Here is a 17,097-nt window from a genome sequence, read left to right as displayed (position 1 = left end):
GTAGACAAACGGTCCATGTCCGAGCTCACGCTGCTGCTGATCCGGCTCGCGTTCCTGGCGGTGCTCTGGTTCTTCGTCATCGCCGCAGTCGGCGTGATCCGGACTGACCTGTTCGGGTCAGGTGCGGCTCCCGCCGGCCCGGGCAAGGGCGTCAAGCCCGCCAGGCCCACGGCCAAGCCCAAGAGCAGGAAGGGGGAGCCGCGCCAGCTCATCGTGACAGGTGGCCCGCTCCAGGGCACCACCATTAATCTCACGGAGACGCCCATCACCATTGGCCGGGCGAACGATGCCACGCTGGTAGTCACCGACGACTACGCATCCAGCCGGCACGCCCGGCTCTTTCCCCAGGACGGTCAGTGGATCGTGGAAGATCTCGGCTCTACCAACGGCACGTATCTCGACCGCTCGAAAGTCACCCGCCCGACCCCGGTGCCGCTCGGTGTTCCGATCCGGGTCGGCAAGACAGTCATTGAATTGCGCAAATGACCATCGCACTCCGCTACGCCGCCCGCTCGGACGTCGGCCTCCTCCGCGAAGGGAACGAGGACTCGGCGTACGCTAGCGGCCGCCTGCTCGCCGTCGCCGACGGCATGGGCGGGCACGCACACGGCGAGGTGGCGAGCTCCGTCGCCATCGCCGCGATGGCCTCTCTCGAAGAGGCCCAGCAGGGGGGTGACCTGCTCAACGCCATCGAGGCAGCGGTACGCGACGCCAATCGCAAGCTGCACGAGATGGTGGGACGGGATCCCAGCCTCAAAGGCATGGGCACCACGCTCACCGCCATGCTCTGGAACGGCACCCAGGTCGCGCTGGTGCACGTCGGCGACTCGCGCGCCTACCTGCTCAGACGCGGGGAGCTCTACCAGATCACCCATGACCACACGCTGGTGCAGCAGCTGGTCGACGACGGGCGGATCACTCCCGAGGAGGCCGCGACCCACCCGCAGCGCTCGATCCTGCTGCGGGCGCTCGACGGCAGCGGCGAGGTCGACCCCGACCTGACGCTCCGCGAGGCCCAGGTGGGCGACCGCTACCTGCTCTGCTCCGACGGGCTGTCGGGCGTGGTGAGCGCGGAGACGCTGCACGCCACGCTGACCCACCTCGACGACCCCGAAGAGGTCGTGCGCCAGCTCATCGACCTGGCCAACCGGGGCGGCGGGCCCGACAACATCACCTGCGTGATCGCCGACGTGCTGGAGGTCGCCGACGGCCAGCAGCCGCCCCCGGCGGAGGCCGCCATCGTCGGGGCCGCGGGGATGACGCGGCTGGCCGACGGCGAGGAGCCGGAGCCGGGGCGAGCGAGCGCGGTGACCGCTCCCCAGCCGGTCCTCAGCGACGACGACTTCGACGAGCCGGGCGCGAAGGCGTCCCGCAAGCCGGGCAGACGTCGCCGGGTGTGGCCCGTGCTGGTCACCGTGCTGTCCGTGGCCGTGGCCGCCTCGGGCATCGGCGGCTATCTCACCTGGAGATGGACGCAGGACCAGTTCTTCGTCGGGGCCTGGGCCGACGAAGTGGTCGTCTTCCAGGGCATCCAGCAGGAGGTGGGCCCCGTCCAGTTCTTCAAGGTGGCCCGCCACACCGGCAAGGCCGTGTCCCAGCTCTCGCCACCCGACCAGGCTTTGGTCAAGGACGGCATCGAAGTCGGCGATGTCGACGAGGGCCTCACTAAGATCAACACGCTGAAGTTCGCGGAGCCGACGCCGACCGCGAGCTCGTCGCCGTCTCCCACCCCCACAAGGACGAAACCTCAATAGATGAGTGAAGTGGCCGTAGCCCCCGTGCCGATGCCCGCCAAGCGGCGCATGGCCCAGCTCGCCATGCTCGCGTTCGCGGTCGCCATCACCCTCGGCGCCTACGCCAACGTCGGGCTGGCGATGGACGGGGAGATCCCCTCGGGCATGCTGACCTACGGCTTGAGCCTGGGCGGTCTGATGCTGGCCGCCTACCTCGTGCTCGCCAAGTTCGCCCCGTGGGCCGACCCGCTGATCCTGCCGCTGGTGACGCTGGTCAACGGTCTCGGCCTGGTGATGATCTTCCGGCTGTCCGAGACAAAATCCAAGCTGCCGTCCGCCACGCTGGCCTCGCCCAACACCCAGCTGCTGTGGTCGTTCATCGGCGTCGTGCTGTTCAGCCTCACCCTGATCTTCCTGCGTGACCATCGCGCACTGCAGCGGCTCACTTACACCGCCGGCGCGGCGGGGCTCTTCCTGCTGGTCTCGCCGCTGATCCCGTTCCTCGGCCAGGAGATCAACGGCGCGCGGATCTGGATCGGCCTCGGCGGGTTCCAGCTGCAGCCGGCCGAGTTCGCCAAGCTCGCGCTGGTCGTCTTCTTCGCGGGCTATCTGGTGGCCAAGCGCGACGTGCTCGCCCTGGCCGGCCGGCGGCTGCTCTTCATCGACCTGCCGCGCGCCCGCGACCTCGGCCCGGTGCTCATCACCTGGGGCATCAGCCTGGGCATCCTGGTCCTGCAGAAGGACCTCGGCTCGTCGCTGCTGCTGTTCGGCACGTTCATCGCGATGCTCTACATCGCCACCCAGCGCATCTCCTGGGTGATCATCGGCATCCTGCTCTTCCTGGGCGGCGCGATCCTGGCCGGCATGGTCTTCACCCACGTCCAGCAGCGCTTCGAGGTCTACCTCGACCCCGCGAGCAAGGAGCTCTACACTGCGGTCGGCGGCAGCGAGCAGCTCATGCAGGGCCTGTTCGCGATGGGGTCCGGCGGCATCCTGGGCACCGGGCTCGGCCAGGGCCACCCCGAGCTCATCCCGCTGGCCTTCTCCGACTTCATCTTCCCCGCCACCGGCGAGGAGCTGGGCCTGACGGGCGTGATGGCGATCCTCATGATCTACGCGCTGATCGTCCAGCGCGGGCTGCGGACCTCGCTCGCCGCCCGCGACCCGTTCACCAAGCTGTTCTCCGCCGGCCTGTCGTTCCTGCTGGCCTGGCAGGTCTTCATCATCGTCGGCGGTGTCACCAACCTCATCCCCCTGACCGGCCTGGTCACCCCGTTCATGTCACAGGGTGGTTCGGCGCTGCTGGCCAACTGGATCCTCATCGCGCTGCTCGTCCGCATGTCCGACGCCGCGCGCCGGCCGCCGCCGCAGGCGATCCAGAACGAAGGAATGACGCAGGTGTTCCAGCGATGAACCGTACGATCAAGCGCACGGCCGTCGCCTGCCTGGCGATGTTCGGGCTCCTGATGATCAACGTGAACATCCTCCAGGGCGTCCGCGCGCAGAGCCTGAGCGACGACGCCCGCAACACCCGCAACTTCTACGACCGGTACGCGGTGCAGCGCGGCCGGATCACGGCGGGCGGCGAGGTCATCCTGGCCCAGTCGAAGGAGACCAAGGGCGACTTCCGGTTCGTCCGCGAGTACCCGGAGGGCCGCCTCTACGCGCACGTGACCGGGTTCTTCTCGCCGGAGAGCGAGTCCGCCATCGAGCGCAGCGAGAACTCCCTGCTCGACGGGTCCAGCGCCGACCTGCTGCTGCAGCGCGGCATCGACCTGTTCACCGGCGAGCCGACCCGGGGCGCGAACGTCGACCTGACGATCGACCCCGCCGCGCAGAAGGCGGCCTTCGACGCGCTGCGCCAGAGCGGCAAGCGCGGCGCCGTGGTGGCGCTCGACCCGAAGACCGGCGGCATCCTCGCCATGGTCTCGCTGCCCACCTACGACCCGGCCGAGCTGTCGGGCACCGACAAGTCCGAGGTGTTCGCCCGCTACGACGAGCTGGCCCAGGACAAGAGCCAGCCGCTGCTCAACCGTACGATCGAGAACACCTACCCGCCGGGCTCGACCTACAAGGTGGTCACCGCCGCCGCCTTCCTGGAGGACGACCGCAGCCGGAGCGCCGACACCACCGTCGAGGCCCCGCAGGTGCTCGACCTGCCCAACACCACCGCCGACCTGCCCAACTACGGCGGCGCGGCGTGCGGCTCCGGCCAGGTCACGCTCCGCTTCGCGCTGGAGAGGTCCTGCAACACGCCGTTCGGCAAGATCGGCATCGACCTCGGCTACGAGGCGATGCGCGAGCAGTTGCAGAAGTTCGGCGCCGGAGAGCCGCTGGCCGTCCCGATGTCGGTCGCCAAGAGCGACTTCGGCCCGAAGGAGGACGCGGCGGCGGTCGCGCAGGCCGCCATCGGCCAGCGCAGCAACCAGATGACACCCCTCCAGATGGCCATGATCGCGGCCGGCATCGCCAACGAAGGCGTGGTCATGAAGCCCCACCTGGTCAAGAAGATCACCGACCCGAACGGCGACACGATCGACGAGACCAAGCCCGAGGAGTTCGCCGAGGCCGTCAGCGAGGAGACCGCCCGCGAGCTCACCGACATGATGGTCAGCGTCGTGACCAACGGAACCGCGAACCGCGCGCAGATTCCCGGCGTCCAAGTAGCTGGCAAGACCGGCACCGCCGAGACCGCTCGGGGCCAGCAACCGCACGCCTGGTTCATCTCGTTCGCCCCCGCGGACGACCCGAAGATCGCGATCGCGGTGATGGTCGAGTCCGGCGCCGTGCGCGGCGGCGGGGAGGCGACGGGCGGCGGGACGGCCGCACCGATCGCCAAGGCGGTGATGGAGGCGGTGCTGAGGTAATGAGGGCCGAGGTCATAGACGGCAACGAGCTGGATCATGCGGCTCGGTAACCGCTATCTCCTGATCTCCCGCATCGCCGCCGGCGGCATGGGGGAGGTCTGGCGTGCCCGCGACGAGCTGCTCGGCCGTGAGGTCGCGGTCAAGGTGCTCCACCGCCACATCCAGGCCGACCCCGCCTTCCGCGGCCGGTTCCGCAACGAGGCGCGCATCACCGCGGGCCTGGCCGACCCCGGCATCGCCCAGATCTTCGACTACGGCGAGCAGGCCGACCTGGCCTACCTGGTGATGGAGCTGGTGCACGGCGAGCCGCTGTCGGCCATCCTGGTCCGCAACGGCCCGCTCGGCGCCGAGGTCGCCCTCGACGTGCTCCAGCAGACGGCCCGGGCGCTGCACGCGGCCCACTCCTCCGGCGTGATCCACCGCGACATCAAGCCGGGCAACCTGCTGGTGACGCCCACGGGCACGATCAAGGTGACCGACTTCGGCATCGCCAGGGCCCTGGAGGCGGCCCCGGTGACGCAGACCGGCACCGTGCTCGGCACCGCCCAGTACGTCAGCCCGGAGCAGGCCCAGGGCCTGCCTCTCACGCCCTCGACCGACCTCTACTCGCTGGGCGTGGTGGCCTACGAGTGCCTGTCCGGCCGGGCCCCGTTCCACGGCGACAGCGCGGTGGCGATCGCGCTCCAGCACCTCAACGAGCCGCCGCCGGCGCTGGGCGCGGACGTGCCCGCCCCGGTCCGGGAGCTGGTCGCGGCGCTGCTGGCCAAGGACCCCGCGCACCGTCCCGCCTCCGCGCTGGAGGTGGCGGACCGCGCCTACGCGCTGCGCGGGTCGCTGGCGACGGGCGGCGCCGACCTCGGCTCGCTCACCGACCCCTCGGGCTACGCGGTCCGGGCGCGGCAGGAGGGCCAGGACACGCCCAAGACCCTCGGCGACGAGCAGGCGCTCACCGAACTGCAGGGGCCGCCGCGGCGCCGGTACGGGCGGGCGATGGCGACGATGGCGGCGGCCGGGACGGTCGCCGCAGTGGGATTCGGCGCCTGGGCGTTCGTCCCCGCCGCCCCCACCGCACCGGCCCCGCCGCCCGTCGCTCCGGAGACGACGGCGCCTCCGCAGCGCGCTTCCGACACGCCGCGTCAGAAGCCGCCCAGAAAGAGACCTGAAACCCTTCGGCCTCCGGTGGTTACGGTCAAGTCGACGCGGCCGGTACCCTCGCCGTCGGCTACGGTAAGCAAGTCGGCGACACCGACGAGGCAACCGACGCCCAGCCCTACCCCGACAAGAACCCGTACCCCGACCCCCACGCCGACCCCGACTCCCACGACGACGCCGACGACCCCGACACCGACCGCCTCGCCGGATCCGGGTGACTCGGACCCGCCGAAGGAGGAGACGTGAAGCGCCAACGGGTCGATGATGGACACCGGCGGCCGCCCCCTGAGCAGGCCGGCACCAAGATGAACGGTAAGGGACAGTGCAGGAAATGACTCAGCCTCGGCTTCTCGGAGGTCGCTACGAGCTCGACGGTGTCGTCGGGCGCGGCGGCATGGCCGAGGTGTATCGCGCCCGGGACATCCGGCTGGACCGGATCGTCGCGATCAAGACCCTACGGTCGGATCTCGCCCGCGATCACACCTTCCAGGCCCGTTTCCGCCGTGAGGCACAGTCTGCGGCGTCGCTGAACCACCCGGCCGTGGTCGCGGTCTACGACACCGGTGAGGACGTCTCCGAGGGCGCCCCCGTGCCGTACATCGTGATGGAGTACGTCGACGGCCGGACCCTGCGCGACCTGCTGCGCGCCGACCGGCGGCTGATCCCGGAACGCGCGGCCGAGCTGGTCGACGGCATCCTGCGCGCGCTCGACTACAGCCACCGCGGCGGCATCGTGCACCGCGACATCAAGCCGGCCAACGTCATGATCACCACCGCCGGCGACGTCAAGGTGATGGACTTCGGCATCGCCCGCGCGATGGCCGACTCGGCCGCGACCATGACGCAGACCGCGCAGGTCATCGGCACCGCCCAGTACCTGTCGCCGGAGCAGGCGCGCGGCGAACGGGTCGACGCCCGCAGCGACATCTACTCGACCGGCTGCGTCCTGTACGAACTGCTCACCGGCCAGCCGCCGTTCACCGGCGACTCCCCCGTCGCGATCGCCTACCAGCACGTCCGCGAGGAGCCGATCCCGCCGTCGCAGATCGACCCGGAGATCCCCCATTGGGCCGACGCGATCGTGCTCAAGTCCATGGCCAAGGACCCGGCGCACCGCTACCAGAGCGCGGCCGAGATGCGGGCCGACATCCAGCGGGCCATGTCCGGCATGCCGGTCGACGCCCAGACGATGGCGATGACCGGCAACTACGGCCAGGGCACCCGGATGATGACGGCCACGCACGCCGCCGCCGACCCGGCCACCCAGCACGCGAACGCCGTCCCGCCCTACGAGTACGACGACGGCGGGGGCCGCGGCGGACGCCGGCGGGCGAGCGGCGGCGGTGGTGGCAACGCGCTCAAGACCGCCCTGTGGATCATCATCCCGCTGCTGATCATCGGCGGCTTCGTCACCGTGGGCTACGTCCTGTTCAGCGGCGGCGGCAACCCGCCGCCGCCGACCACGGTGAAGGTGCCGGGGCTGGAGGCGAAGACACGTGAGTACGCCGAGAGCCAGCTCGAACAGCTCGGGCTGACACCGAAGATCGAAGAGGAGTTCAGCGCCGAGTTCGACAAGGACACGGTCATCAAGACCGACCCCTCCGAGGGCACCGAGGTCGAGAAGGGCGAAACCGTCCAGGTCTTCGTCTCCAAGGGCCCCGAGAAGGTGAAGGTCCCGGCCGACCTCATCGGCATGACCACCGAGGAAGCCAACGCCAGGCTCTCGGAGCTGGGGCTGAACGGCTCCGTCAAGACCCGCGCGTCCAGCCAGCCCGAAGGCAAGGTCTTCCGCACCGACCCCAAGGCGGGCACCTCGGTCAAGAAGGGCGACACGGTCACCCTCTTCATCCCGAAGGAAGCCGTGGCCGTTCCGAGCGTCCAGGGCATGACCGAGGAGGAGGCGCGCCGGGCGCTTGAGGAGGCGGGCTTCAAGGTCAAGGTCGTCACCCAGCCGAGCGACCAGGCCCAGGGCACGGTCATCCAGCAGAACCCGGCCCCGGACGCCAAGCTCCAGCCCAACATGACCGTCACCCTCGTCGTGTCGGAAGGCCCGGCGGCGCCGCCCCCGACCAACGACCAGCCCACGGACGACTTCCCGACGGACGACGGTCCCACGGATGACGATGGCTCGCCCGACGACGACTTCGCGCCCGAGGACGAGCCGCCCGGCGACTTCGACCTCGGCTGAGCGGACGTGAAGAGGGCCGCCATCCCTGAGTGGGGTGGCGGCCTTCTCCGTTCGGAGACCCTCTATGGACGTCAGAACCTCCTCGGTCTTCGACCATCGGAGCGCGAAAGGGGGGTTGGGACCGATGGCTGAGGGGGGAGGCAGCTCACGAGGCGCGCCGGTGTCGGCGCTGAGGACGGAGGCTGCCCGCGAGACGCGCCGATGCCTGCGATGAGGGCCGATTCCCGGCACCGAGAAAGGAGCGGGGTCGAGCGACGAGGGAAGGTGCCGGGCTGGGCGACGAGGCGCGTGGGGCGCAGTGAGTGCAGGGTTGAGCGGTTGGGCCGGCGGTTCGGGGGTTGGGGAAAGGGAACGCCCCCGCCGCTCGGGGGCAACGGCGGGGACGCTCATCTGGATGTCGCTCTGAAGCTGTGTTTTGTTACAGCGTTTTTCCGAGCCAGTTTCCGAGGAGCCGGTAGCCGTGTTCGGAGAGCACCGATTCGGGGTGGAACTGGATGCCTTCGATGGGGGCGGTGCGGTGGCGCAGGCCCATGATGACGCCGTCGGGGGTGCGGGCGGTGACTTCCAGTGTCTCGGGGACGGTTTCGGGGAGCACGGCCAGCGAGTGGTAGCGGGTCATGCGTACGGGTGAGGGCAGCGTGGCGAAGACGCCTCTGCCGTCGTGGGTGATGGCGCTGGTGGAGCCGTGCACGAGTTCGGGGGCGCGGGCGACGGTGGCGCCGTAGGCGTGCGCGATGGCCTGGTGGCCGAGGCAGACGCCGAGCAGCGGCTGGCCGCGCCGGGCGGCGTGGTGGACGAGGGGGACGCTGACGCCGGCGGCCTCGGGGGTGCCGGGGCCGGGGCTGATGAGGACGGCGTCGTAGCGGTCGGCGTCGTCCACCCGCACCTCGTCGCGCGGGCGCACGTCGCAGGCCGCGCCCAGCACCTTCAGGTACTGGACGATGGTGTGGACGAAGCTGTCGTGGTTGTCCACGACCAGCACGCGGGTCATCGGTCCACCGTCACCTCGTCGAGTGTCACGGCCGGTTCCAGGAGCGGGAACACGACGTACCAGAGTACGACCACCGCGACGGCGGCGAGCAGGGCGGCCCAGAGCAGCCGCCGCCGCGGGCCGCCGGGCAGCCGCCGCCAGAGCCAGCCGTACATCGTCACGCCCTCCTGGGTTCGGTGTCCTTGAGCACGCCGTACACGATGAGCCGTTGCGCGGCCGAGTACTCGGGGTGGCAGGTCGTCAGCGTGATGTACGCCCGGATGGGCCGCAGGCCGGGCCTGCCGGGAACGGGGGCGAGCACGTCCACCTCGTCGGGTTCGACGATGTCCTGGGAGGTGACCCGGTAGGTGTAGCGGGCCTCGGGGGCCTCGATCACGAGCTCGTCGCCGCGTTTCAGCTCGTCGATGCGGTTGAACGGGGCGTCGTAGGTGGTGCGGTGGCCGGAGACGACGAAGTTGCCGACCTGGCCGGGCATGGCGGTGCCGGGGTAGTGGCCGGGGCCCTTCTTCAGGTGCTCGTCTCGTACGCCTTCGATGACGGCGTAGCGGTAATCGGCGCCCAGCTTGGGGATGCGCAGCAGCGCGACGGCGCCGCCCAGCTCGACGCGGGGCGGCCGGGCGGCGTTCTCGGCGGCCAGCTCGCGCTGGAGCAGCAGTTGCTGGCTCGCCGTGTACGCGCCGGTGCCCCAGAGCAGGTAGGCGCAGAAGAGCGCCAGGATCAGCCCGGCGGTGACGCTGAGTTCCCCGGTGGTCCGCAGCACGACCCGCACCTGGTCAGGGTAGGCGGAGGCGACTCCTGCCGGCGGGAATCGCCATCTCGCGGGCGTGGCGACTATCCTGGGGCTCGCTACCACTACCCTTGACGCACAGCCTGAGGACGATCCGGAAGCCCAGGCCACCAGCAGGAGTTGTCCAGTGCCGAAGTCCAGGACGCGCAAGAAGGCGGTCTACACCCCGCCGCAGAAGGCCCAGCAGGTCAAGATCAGCCCTCGTTGGCTGGCCCCGACGATGGTCGTCTCGTGGATCGTCGGCGTTCTGTGGATCGCCACCTACTATGTGGCGCCGCGGGCTCCCTTCATCGGTGATCTGCACAACTGGAACCTGCTTATCGGGTTCGTGTTCATCATCTTCGGAGTGATTCTTTCCACTCGCTGGCGCTAGGTTTCCACAGCTTTTCCACAGCTGGGGAAGTCAGCCCAGATCGGCAAAGGTGATCATGGGCACCCTGACGACCACGAGCACGGCGAGCAGCACCACGAACCCGGCGACCGCCATCAGCTGCCACCTGGTGCGGTTCTCCTTGGGCGCGTAGGCCAGCGCCGCCGACAGGGCTGCCCCGGTGACCAGGCCGCCGATGTGACCGGTCCAGCTGATGCCGGGCACGATGAACGTGATGGCCAGGTTGATCACGATGAGCACGGTGATGCCGCGCACGTCGAGGTTGAGCCTGCGCCCCACCACGAACACGGCGCCGAACAGGCCGAAGATGGCTCCCGACGCGCCGATGGTGAAGACTCTCGGGTGGTCCATCCACAGCCCGAGCACCGATCCGCCGAACGCGCTCACGAAGTAGAGCGCCGCGAAGCGGACGTGTCCGAAGGCCCGCTCCAGGTACGGCCCGATCACGTACAGGGCCCAGCAGTTGAACAGGATGTGGAACAGCGAGACGTGCACGAACGCGGCGGTGATCAGCCGGTAGTACTCGTCGCCCAGCGCCACCATGATGCTGTTCATGCCGAAGAGGCGGGCGATGTCCGGCACGAGATACTGCGCGAGGAAGACGAGCACGTTCGCGCCGAGGAGAGTCCAGGTCACGTAGGGGGCGCGGACCAGCGCGCCGCCGAACGTCGACTTCGCCTGCCGGATGCCGCGGTTGCCCTCGGCCACACACTCGGGACACTGGAACCCCACGGCGGCGTCGCGCATGCAGTCGGGGCAGATGGGCCGGTCGCACCGCTGGCAGCGGACCCACGTCTCCCGGTCGGGGTGCCGGTAGCACGTGGGAACCGTCTCCGCGGGCTGCTCTGGCTGCGAGGGCGGGAGGGGCGGCTGGCTGGTCATGCCCGCAGCCTAAAGCCTGCGGACCACTGCCGCGTCCCCTGGTAGGGCGGGCATGCCCGGCCCGCCTGGCTTCCGGGGCCGGGCCGGGGGCCGGAAGGCCGGACCGGTGTCAGGCCGGCACGCGGTCGATGGTGACCGACTCCAGGACGACTTCCTCGACCGGCTTGTCGTTCCGCCCGGTCTTGGTCTTGGAGATGGCGTCGACGACGTCCTGGCCCTCGGTGACCTCGCCGAAGATCGTGTGACGTCCGTTGAGGTGCGGCGTGGGCACGGTCGTGATGAAGAACTGGGACCCGTTGGTGCCCCGGCCCATCCGCTTGCCGGCGTTGGCCATGGCCAGCAGGTAGGGGCGGTCGAAGTAGAGCTCGGGGTGGATCTCGTCGTCGAACTCGTAGCCGGGGCCGCCGAAGCCCTCGCCGAGCGGGTCGCCGCCCTGGATCATGAAGTTCGGGATGACGCGGTGGAAGATCGTGCCGTTGTAGAGAGGGCGGGCGCCCTTCTCGCCGGTGCCGGGGTGGGTCCACTCGCGGGTGCCCTCGGCCAGCTCCACGAAGTTGCGGACGGTCTTGGGAGCCCTGTTGGGGAAGAGCTCGATCTTGATCGTGCCGCGGTTGGTCTGCAGATTCGCGATCAGCTTCTCAGCCATGAGACAGCTGCCTTCCTCTATATGTCAGATGGAAATCGGTGGCTATGGCCTTGAGGCCTCCGTCGCCATCCTCCCATGTCGGCCATGATTGAGCCGCTTTGTATCGGGCAGGTCACGCGCGGGACCCCAACGACAGGGGAGGTAGTGGTGTCCCTGACACTGAGAAGACGACGCCGCGTGGCCATTGATATGCCTACCACGTGGACGGGCCGGATGAAGGCCCAGGCCGTGAAGTCGGCCATGAAGACAGGACGACGCATCTCGCCGATGGCCGACCAGGCCAAGCTGATCGCGAACAGACGCGTCGACGACGCCCGCATGTGGGCGGCCCCGGTGCTGGAGAACGCGGCCCACCGGGTCGAGGACCAGTTCGCCCCGGCGGTCAGCTCGATGCTGAACGAGGCCGCCATCCGGGTGAACCCGGCCCGGCAGGCGAAGTCCAGGCGCTGGCCGACGCTGGTCCTGGTGACCGGCCTCGCCATCGGCATGGCGGGCGTCATGTTCTACCGGCGCAACGCCCAGCAGTGGACGGAGCATATGAAGGACTCCGCGTCCGACGCGTCCCGCTGGGCGCACGAGCGGCCCGACAGGGCCGCGCAGTCCTCGCAGTCGGCCACGACGCCGATGTCCGAGAGGACGGCCGACGAGGCATCCCGCCAGATGCCGTGATCGCTTGGTCGAAGGCGCGCCTCCGATTTTCGGGGGCGCGCCTTCTGCGTATTCGGACATTCATCCGTACGTGAGATTCGTCACGTTATCTGTGGGCTAGAGGCCGGCGGAGATCGCGGCGAGCGCGTCGACCACCTGGCGTGAGTCGGGCGTGCTCTCCGGATCGATCAGCCACTGGATCATCAGCCCGTCGGAGATCGCGATCACCACCGAGACCAGCACCTCGGGCGCGACCGGCAGCTCGATACCCGCCTCGGCGGCGGCCCGCCGCAGCATGCGGACCCCCGCCTCGCGCGCCTTGCCGTAGGCGGCGGCCAGGCGCTCACGCAGCGCCTCCTCGCGCAGGGCGGCGGGGTAGCCCTCGACGCAGCCCACCAGGATGGGCCGCATCTCGCCGAACACGTCGATCAGCGCCGCCATCGCGCGCTCCAGCAGCTCGCGGGGCGTGCCGAGAGGCACGATGCTCCCACCCGGTCCACGACTTGCCGCGAGGCTCCTGCTCGACCCCGCCGGCGGTTTCGACAGGCTGCACCGCAGGTACGGCCCGATCTTCACGGTGCGCTACCCCGGCTTCCCGCCCGAGGTGTACGTCACCACCGCCGAACTGGCCGAACAGGTCTTCCGCACCGACCAGGGCGGGGGCCTGGCCGGCGCCGCACGCCGCGACTTCCTGGAGCCCATGGTGGGCGCGCACTCGGTGCTCACGCTGGACGGCGACGCCTGGTCACGCCACCGGAAGGCGCTCACGCCGCCGCTGCGGGCCCGGCAGGTGGCGGGCTACCACGACGAGATCACGGACATCGCCGCGGAGAAGATCGCCACCTGGCCGCTCGGCGTGCCGTTCGCGCTCCGCGACCGCATGCAGGAGATCACCCTGGAGGTGATCGTCCGGCTGGTCTTCGGCATCCGCGACGCCGAGCGCCTGGGCAGGCTGCGCACGCTGCTCCCCCGCCTGATCAAGCTCGGCGGCGCGACGTCGGTCGCGATGCTCCCCGCCCGCCTGCGCGAACGGGCCGCCGGCGTGCCGTTCCTGCCGTACAGGCGCTTCCTGAAGCTGCGCGCGGCCGTCGACGCGATCCTGTACGAGGAGATCGCCCGGCGGCGGCGAGCCGGCACGGAAGGCACGGACGTGCTGAGCAGGCTCCTGCGGTCGGGCCTCGGCGACCAGGAGATCCGCGACGAACTGGTGACCCTGCTGATCGCCGGTCACGAAACCACGGCGACCAGCCTGGCGTGGGCGTTCGAACGCCTGCTAAGGCTGCCGCACGTCCTGGAGCGGCTGCCGGACGACGAGCCCTACCTCGACGCGGTGGTCAAGGAGGTGATGCGGGTCAGGCCCGCGGTCTTCGAGGCCCCCCGGCTGCTCGACGCCCCGCTGCGGCTGGGTGAATACGAGATCCCGGCGGGATCGTACGCGGGACCGTTCATCCCGCTCGTGCACCACGACCCGGCGGCTTTCCCCGAACCGGAGGAGTTCCGCCCGGAGCGCTTCCTCGACGGGCAGCAGAACAGGGCCTGGGTGCCGTTCGGCGGCGGCCGGCGCTTCTGCGTCGGCGCTCAGCTGGCCCTGCTGGAGATGCGAGTCGTCATCCGTGAGGTGCTGCGCCGCCTGGATCTCGCGGCGCCGGATCCGGCGCCCGAGACCAGGCGGCTCACCAACGTCACTCTCACGCCCGGACGACTGACCCGCGTTACTGCGCGCGCTCGGACTCTTGGTCGGACGACGTAGAGGAATGCTTGTCACGTCGCCGGTCCGCGCCCAGCTCCTCGCGGAGCCGGTCGTAGTCGATGTGATGGCTGGTGTACTTCAGCTGGCGAGCGACCTTCGTCTGCTTCGCCTTGGCTCTTCCTCGGCCCATGGCTCAACTCCCTAGTCCCCGCTGCCCATGCTATCCGACAACGTTACGACTTGAAGAATTATGCAACTGCGCTGGATTAGTCTGTCACTATGCACGTGGAGGTCAACCAGGCCAAGGCGGATTTGTTCCGGACTCTAGGCCACCCCGCTCGCATCAGAGTGTTGGAGCTACTCCAAGCGGGGCCACTACCCGTCAGGGATCTCCTGGCCCAGATCGACATCGAGGCGTCGAGTCTCTCCCAGCAGCTGGCGGTCCTGCGTAGAGCGGGGATCGTCACGGCCATCCGTGAGGGCAGCACGGTGGTCTACACGCTGGCGACTCCCGAGCTCGCCGACCTGCTGCGCATCGCGCGCCGCATCCTGACCGACATGCTGTCCGATCAGGGCCAGCTGCTCGCCGAGCTGAAGGCGGAGGTCACCTGACCGGCGCCATGGGCCGGAGCCGCCAGCGGGTAGGCTTCGGCCCATGGTCTCCGAGCTGTTCGATCCCAAGGCGTGGCAGGTCGTCGATGGATTCGACTTCACCGACATCACCTACCACCGGGCCGTCGACCAGGGCACGGTGCGCATCGCCTTCAACCGTCCGGAGGTGCGCAACGCCTTCCGCCCGCAGACCGTCGACGAGCTCTACCGGGCGCTCGACCATGCCCGGCAGACCACCGACGTCGGCTGCGTGCTGCTGACCGGCAACGGCCCCTCGCCCAAGGACGGCGGGTGGGCCTTCTGCTCGGGCGGCGACCAGCGGATCCGGGGCAAGGACGGCTACCAGTACGCCGACGGCTCGGCCTCGACCGGGCGGCTGCACATCCTCGAGGTGCAGCGGCTGATCCGGTTCATGCCCAAAGTGGTCATCTGCGTGGTGCCCGGCTGGGCGGCGGGCGGCGGCCACAGCCTGCACGTCGTGGCCGATCTCACACTCGCCAGCGCCGAGCACGCCCGCTTCAAGCAGACGGACGCCGACGTGGCGAGCTTCGACGGCGGCTTCGGCTCGGCCTACCTCGCCCGTCAGGTGGGGCAGAAGTTCGCCCGGGAGATCTTCTTCCTCGGCGAGACCTACAGCGCGGCCGACGCCCACCGGATGGGCATGGTCAACGCCGTGGTGCCGCACGAGGAGCTGGAGGCCACGGCCCTGGAGTGGGCCCGCAAGATCAACGCCAAGTCGCCGACGGCGCAGCGGATGCTCAAGTTCGCCTTCAACCTGATCGACGACGGGCTGGTGGGCCAGCAGGTCTTCGCCGGCGAGGCGACCCGGCTCGCCTACATGACCGACGAGGCCGCCGAGGGCCGCGACGCGTTCCTGGAGAAGCGCGACCCCGACTGGTCGCCGTACCCGTACCACTACTGATCATCGGGCGCCGGCCGTCGCGGCGATGCGAGCTCGTGGGTGCCCGGGGCGCGGACCCGGCCGCCGTTCATCACCACGATCTGGACAACCAGATGGTGACGAACCGGCAGACTGGTGCCGTGGAGATCCTGGTGCCGGACGCGCTGAGGGCGTCGCACGCCAAGCTCGCGGAGGCGGGGGCCTCGTGGTCGGCGGGGCTGCCTGCGCTGGCGCGGCGCTACCTGGAGGAGTGGGGGCTGCGTCTCGACGGCGCCGCCATGCACGGGATCGTGTCGCTGGTGCTGCCGGTCGTACGGGACGACGGGACGCCCGCCGCGCTCAAGCTGCAGCCCGTCACCGACGAGAACGAGAGCGAGCCGGTGGGGCTGCGCGCCTGGGCCGGCGACGGGTCGGTGCTGCTGCTGGAGCACGACCCGGACACCGGGACGATGCTGCTGGAGCGGCTGGACGGGCGCCGGACGCTGTCGGCGGTGCCGGACGACATGGCGGCCATGGAGATCCTGGCCGGGCTGCTGGCTCGGCTGGTGGCGCGGCCCGCGCCTGAGGGGCTGCGGCGGCTCGGCGACATCGCCGGGCGGATGCTGGAGGACGTGCCCGCGACGCTGGGGAAGCTGGGCCGGGCGGAGGACCGGGCGTGGGTGCGGCGGTGCGCGGCGGCGGTGGCCGAGCTCGTCGGCGAGCCCGGGGACCGGCTGCTCCACTGGGATCTGCACTACGACAACGTGCTGGCCGCCTCGCGGGAGCCGTGGCTGGCGATCGACCCCAAGCCGCTGGCCGGTGACCCCGGGTTCGACCTGCTGCCCGCGCTGGACAACCGGTGGGACGAGGTGGTGGCCTCCGGTGACGTGCGGCGGGCCGTGCTGCGGCGGTTCGACCTGCTGGTGGAGGCGCTGGAGCTGGACCCGGCGCGGGCGGCCGGGTGGACGCTGGGGCGGGTGCTGCAGAACTCCCTGTGGAGCGTCAAGGACGGGGAGGACCGCCTCGACGACGTGCAGCTCGCCATCGCCGAGGCGGTGACTCACCGCCAGTAGGCCGGATACTTCCGGCCCGGCAGCACCTTGCCCAGGGCCGCTCCCCCGGCGATCACCAGGACACTGGCGATCAGCACCGGGTTGAGCAGGTAGATCGGGTCCGGCGCGGTGAGGCCGATCAGGGCCGCCGTGGCCGCGGCGGGCGGGTGCGGGGCGCGGAGCAGCAGCATCGGCCCGATCGACAGGGCGGCGGCCACGGACGCCGTCCACACCGACGGGCCGGCCAGCGCCGTGGCGATCAGGGCGAGCAGCGCGGCGCTCGCGTGGCCGAGCACGATGCTGCGGGGCTGCGCGAACGGCGCCGCCGGGGCCAGCGCCACGATCCCCGCGCTGGCCACGAACGGCAGCGCGAACAGGCCGGGGTCGATGGTCCCGGCCACGGCGAGCAGCGTCAGCGCGGCCAGCGCCGCCACGGTGGCGAGAGCCGCGTCCTTGACCGGGTGGACCGCCGCACGCGAACCGGCCTCTGGGGCGACCTCGGCCCCTGGCAGGACACCGGACCTCCGGTGGCCCCCAGAGCCTGAGGGCATCCCGGACCCCGGCTGGACGTCCGGGCC

At 70.4% G+C, this 17,097-nt stretch carries 19 protein-coding genes and 1 pseudogene; 12 read left to right on the top strand and 8 right to left on the bottom strand.

Features of this window, described 5'->3' with window-relative positions; translation table 11 throughout:
- Positions 1–15 precede the first annotated feature (15 nt).
- The 6 genes from AB0J42_RS13935 to pknB all read left to right on the top strand — a co-directional run bounded on the left by AB0J42_RS13935 (position 16) and on the right by pknB (position 7,940).
- The gene (locus AB0J42_RS13935) at positions 16–486 is read left to right on the top strand and encodes an FHA domain-containing protein (protein ID WP_364293121.1); all 471 of its coding nucleotides are present in this window, start codon (positions 16–18) and stop codon (positions 484–486) included.
- Positions 483–1,754 (top strand): Stp1/IreP family PP2C-type Ser/Thr phosphatase, encoded by a 1,272-nt coding sequence (locus tag AB0J42_RS13930; protein WP_364293118.1) that lies wholly within the window; start codon positions 483–485, stop codon positions 1,752–1,754. Before AB0J42_RS13935 ends, AB0J42_RS13930 begins: the two co-directional genes overlap by 4 nt.
- On the top strand, positions 1,755–3,146 hold the full coding sequence (locus tag AB0J42_RS13925; protein ID WP_364293115.1) for an FtsW/RodA/SpoVE family cell cycle protein: 1,392 nt from the start codon (positions 1,755–1,757) through the stop codon (positions 3,144–3,146).
- Complete coding sequence (locus AB0J42_RS13920; RefSeq protein ID WP_364293112.1) at positions 3,143–4,600, top strand: penicillin-binding protein 2; 1,458 nt, start codon at positions 3,143–3,145, stop codon at positions 4,598–4,600. Before AB0J42_RS13925 ends, AB0J42_RS13920 begins: the two co-directional genes overlap by 4 nt.
- Positions 4,601–4,636: 36 nt before the next feature.
- Positions 4,637–5,998 carry a protein kinase gene (locus tag AB0J42_RS13915; protein WP_364293109.1) on the top strand — a complete coding sequence of 454 codons (1,362 nt, stop codon included), beginning with the start codon at positions 4,637–4,639 and terminating at the stop codon, positions 5,996–5,998.
- A gap of 85 nt (positions 5,999–6,083) precedes the next feature.
- Entirely contained in the window at positions 6,084–7,940 is a 1,857-nt protein-coding gene (gene pknB, locus AB0J42_RS13910) for a Stk1 family PASTA domain-containing Ser/Thr kinase (protein WP_364293106.1), read from the top strand.
- A gap of 418 nt (positions 7,941–8,358) precedes the next feature.
- On the opposite strand, the gene AB0J42_RS13905 is transcribed toward pknB, so the two are convergent.
- The 3 genes from AB0J42_RS13905 to AB0J42_RS13895 are packed head-to-tail and all read right to left on the bottom strand — an operon-like array spanning position 8,359 to position 9,700.
- Positions 8,359–8,931: a gamma-glutamyl-gamma-aminobutyrate hydrolase family protein gene (locus AB0J42_RS13905; protein ID WP_364293103.1), complete on the bottom strand. Its 573-nt coding sequence runs from the start codon at positions 8,929–8,931 to the stop codon at positions 8,359–8,361.
- On the bottom strand, positions 8,928–9,086 hold the full coding sequence (locus tag AB0J42_RS13900) for a hypothetical protein (protein WP_364293100.1): 159 nt from the start codon (positions 9,084–9,086) through the stop codon (positions 8,928–8,930). Before AB0J42_RS13900 ends, AB0J42_RS13905 begins: the two co-directional genes overlap by 4 nt.
- Positions 9,087–9,088: 2 nt before the next feature.
- Positions 9,089–9,700 (bottom strand): class E sortase, encoded by a 612-nt coding sequence (locus tag AB0J42_RS13895; protein ID WP_364293097.1) that lies wholly within the window; start codon positions 9,698–9,700, stop codon positions 9,089–9,091.
- Positions 9,701–9,845: 145 nt separating this feature from the next.
- On the opposite strand from AB0J42_RS13895, the gene AB0J42_RS13890 reads away from it, so the two are divergent.
- Positions 9,846–10,091 carry a cell division protein CrgA gene (locus tag AB0J42_RS13890; RefSeq protein ID WP_364293094.1) on the top strand — a complete coding sequence of 82 codons (246 nt, stop codon included), beginning with the start codon at positions 9,846–9,848 and terminating at the stop codon, positions 10,089–10,091.
- Between the two features lie 30 nt (positions 10,092–10,121).
- Here the strand turns inward: AB0J42_RS13890 and AB0J42_RS13885 are convergent, their stop codons facing one another.
- Positions 10,122–10,991: a rhomboid family intramembrane serine protease gene (locus AB0J42_RS13885; protein WP_364293091.1), complete on the bottom strand. Its 870-nt coding sequence runs from the start codon at positions 10,989–10,991 to the stop codon at positions 10,122–10,124.
- 109 nt (positions 10,992–11,100) lie between these two features.
- A complete protein-coding gene (locus AB0J42_RS13880) occupies positions 11,101–11,637 on the bottom strand; it encodes a peptidylprolyl isomerase (protein WP_364293088.1) in 537 nt (178 codons plus the stop codon).
- Positions 11,638–11,877: 240 nt separating this feature from the next.
- On the opposite strand from AB0J42_RS13880, the gene AB0J42_RS13875 reads away from it, so the two are divergent.
- Positions 11,878–12,306, top strand: coding sequence for a hypothetical protein (locus AB0J42_RS13875; protein ID WP_364293085.1), 429 nt, complete (start codon positions 11,878–11,880; stop codon positions 12,304–12,306).
- Positions 12,307–12,402: 96 nt separating this feature from the next.
- Here the strand turns inward: AB0J42_RS13875 and AB0J42_RS13870 are convergent, their stop codons facing one another.
- Positions 12,403–12,765 (bottom strand): TetR family transcriptional regulator C-terminal domain-containing protein, encoded by a 363-nt coding sequence (locus AB0J42_RS13870; RefSeq protein ID WP_364293082.1) that lies wholly within the window; start codon positions 12,763–12,765, stop codon positions 12,403–12,405.
- A 1-nt stretch (position 12,766) separates the two neighbouring features.
- Here AB0J42_RS13870 and AB0J42_RS13865 point away from each other — a divergent pair, with 1 nt between their 5' ends.
- Positions 12,767–14,035, top strand: coding sequence for a cytochrome P450 (locus AB0J42_RS13865; protein WP_364293079.1), 1,269 nt, complete (start codon positions 12,767–12,769; stop codon positions 14,033–14,035).
- A 28-nt stretch (positions 14,036–14,063) separates the two neighbouring features.
- Here the strand turns inward: AB0J42_RS13865 and AB0J42_RS13860 are convergent.
- A pseudogene (locus AB0J42_RS13860) lies at positions 14,064–14,165 on the bottom strand (DUF3073 domain-containing protein); the annotation flags it as partial.
- An 89-nt stretch (positions 14,166–14,254) separates the two neighbouring features.
- Here AB0J42_RS13860 and AB0J42_RS13855 point away from each other — a divergent pair.
- From AB0J42_RS13855 to AB0J42_RS13845, 3 genes are all read left to right on the top strand, one after another.
- A complete protein-coding gene (locus tag AB0J42_RS13855) occupies positions 14,255–14,587 on the top strand; it encodes a metalloregulator ArsR/SmtB family transcription factor (protein WP_364293076.1) in 333 nt (110 codons plus the stop codon).
- A gap of 43 nt (positions 14,588–14,630) precedes the next feature.
- A complete protein-coding gene (locus AB0J42_RS13850) occupies positions 14,631–15,509 on the top strand; it encodes a 1,4-dihydroxy-2-naphthoyl-CoA synthase (RefSeq protein ID WP_364293073.1) in 879 nt (292 codons plus the stop codon).
- A gap of 119 nt (positions 15,510–15,628) precedes the next feature.
- Positions 15,629–16,540 (top strand): aminoglycoside phosphotransferase family protein, encoded by a 912-nt coding sequence (locus AB0J42_RS13845; RefSeq protein ID WP_364293070.1) that lies wholly within the window; start codon positions 15,629–15,631, stop codon positions 16,538–16,540.
- Here the strand turns inward: AB0J42_RS13845 and AB0J42_RS13840 are convergent.
- A complete protein-coding gene (locus tag AB0J42_RS13840; protein ID WP_364293067.1) occupies positions 16,528–17,070 on the bottom strand; it encodes an HPP family protein in 543 nt (180 codons plus the stop codon). The genes AB0J42_RS13845 and AB0J42_RS13840 overlap by 13 nt on opposite strands.
- Positions 17,071–17,097: the final 27 nt, after the last annotated feature.

The sequence above is a fragment of the Nonomuraea sp. NPDC049649 genome (genome assembly GCF_040675175.1).
Taxonomy (GTDB): domain Bacteria; phylum Actinomycetota; class Actinomycetes; order Streptosporangiales; family Streptosporangiaceae; genus Nonomuraea.
Note: the sequence above shows the minus strand (reverse complement) of the source record. Positions and strands in the feature narration are given on the sequence as shown.

Excerpts from the sequence above, each read along its gene's own strand:
- AB0J42_RS13900 (WP_364293100.1), bottom strand. The coding sequence starts at position 9,086 with ATGTACGGCTGGCTCTGGCGGCGGCTGCCCGGCGGCCCGCGGCGGCGG.
- AB0J42_RS13865 (WP_364293079.1), top strand. The coding sequence starts at position 12,767 with ATGCTCCCACCCGGTCCACGACTTGCCGCGAGGCTCCTGCTCGACCCC.
- AB0J42_RS13850 (WP_364293073.1), top strand. The coding sequence starts at position 14,631 with ATGGTCTCCGAGCTGTTCGATCCCAAGGCGTGGCAGGTCGTCGATGGA.
- AB0J42_RS13885 (WP_364293091.1), bottom strand. The coding sequence starts at position 10,991 with ATGACCAGCCAGCCGCCCCTCCCGCCCTCGCAGCCAGAGCAGCCCGCG.
- AB0J42_RS13920 (WP_364293112.1), top strand. The coding sequence starts at position 3,143 with ATGAACCGTACGATCAAGCGCACGGCCGTCGCCTGCCTGGCGATGTTC.
- AB0J42_RS13880 (WP_364293088.1), bottom strand. The coding sequence starts at position 11,637 with ATGGCTGAGAAGCTGATCGCGAATCTGCAGACCAACCGCGGCACGATC.
- pknB (WP_364293106.1), top strand. The coding sequence starts at position 6,084 with ATGACTCAGCCTCGGCTTCTCGGAGGTCGCTACGAGCTCGACGGTGTC.
- AB0J42_RS13855 (WP_364293076.1), top strand. The coding sequence starts at position 14,255 with ATGCACGTGGAGGTCAACCAGGCCAAGGCGGATTTGTTCCGGACTCTA.
- AB0J42_RS13875 (WP_364293085.1), top strand. The coding sequence starts at position 11,878 with ATGAAGACAGGACGACGCATCTCGCCGATGGCCGACCAGGCCAAGCTG.
- AB0J42_RS13925 (WP_364293115.1), top strand. The coding sequence starts at position 1,755 with ATGAGTGAAGTGGCCGTAGCCCCCGTGCCGATGCCCGCCAAGCGGCGC.
- AB0J42_RS13930 (WP_364293118.1), top strand. The coding sequence starts at position 483 with ATGACCATCGCACTCCGCTACGCCGCCCGCTCGGACGTCGGCCTCCTC.
- AB0J42_RS13840 (WP_364293067.1), bottom strand. The coding sequence starts at position 17,070 with ATGCCCTCAGGCTCTGGGGGCCACCGGAGGTCCGGTGTCCTGCCAGGG.
- AB0J42_RS13905 (WP_364293103.1), bottom strand. The coding sequence starts at position 8,931 with ATGACCCGCGTGCTGGTCGTGGACAACCACGACAGCTTCGTCCACACC.
- AB0J42_RS13935 (WP_364293121.1), top strand. The coding sequence starts at position 16 with ATGTCCGAGCTCACGCTGCTGCTGATCCGGCTCGCGTTCCTGGCGGTG.
- AB0J42_RS13915 (WP_364293109.1), top strand. The coding sequence starts at position 4,637 with ATGCGGCTCGGTAACCGCTATCTCCTGATCTCCCGCATCGCCGCCGGC.